The organism is Pseudomonas yangonensis (assembly GCF_009932725.1).
GTDB classification, from domain to species: Bacteria; Pseudomonadota; Gammaproteobacteria; order Pseudomonadales; family Pseudomonadaceae; genus Aquipseudomonas; species Aquipseudomonas yangonensis.
On the sequence record NZ_BLJU01000231.1, the window covers coordinates 1 to 463 of the forward strand.

Here is a 463-nt window from a genome sequence, read left to right on the forward strand (position 1 = left end):
GCACAGGCCAGGTAGACGATAGCCTGGGCCACCGCCAGCTCGCCTTCGGGGCTGCCCAGGCGCTCCTGCACGTCCCAGGCCGACAGGCACAGGCCGAGGGCGCCAGGATCGGCGTTGCCAACCTCCTCGCTGGCCATGCGCACCACCCGCCGGGCGATGTACAGGGGATCGCAGCCGCCGTCGAGCATACGCGCGAACCAATAGAGTGCCGCGTCGGGATTGGAGCCGCGCACCGACTTGTGCAGCGCGCTGATCTGGTCGTAGAACGTCTCGCCGCCCTTGTCGAAACGCCGGCGGGTATCGCCGAGCAGATTCTGCAGCAGCTCGGGGCTGATCTCGCTGCCGTCCTCGGCGCGGTCGGCAGCATTCTCCAGCAGGTTCAGCAGGCGCCGCCCATCGCCGTCGGCGGCGGCCAGGAGAACCTGGAAGCTCCCCTCCGGCCGGCTCAGCTTGCGCTTGCCGA

Annotated in this window: 1 protein-coding gene; it reads right to left on the reverse strand. The window is 69.8% G+C overall.

Annotated features, from left to right (window positions below; all coding sequences use genetic code 11):
* Positions 1-463 (reverse strand): AAA family ATPase (locus GYB81_RS24145; RefSeq protein ID WP_498052057.1); only part of this gene is annotated, 463 nt, incomplete at both ends.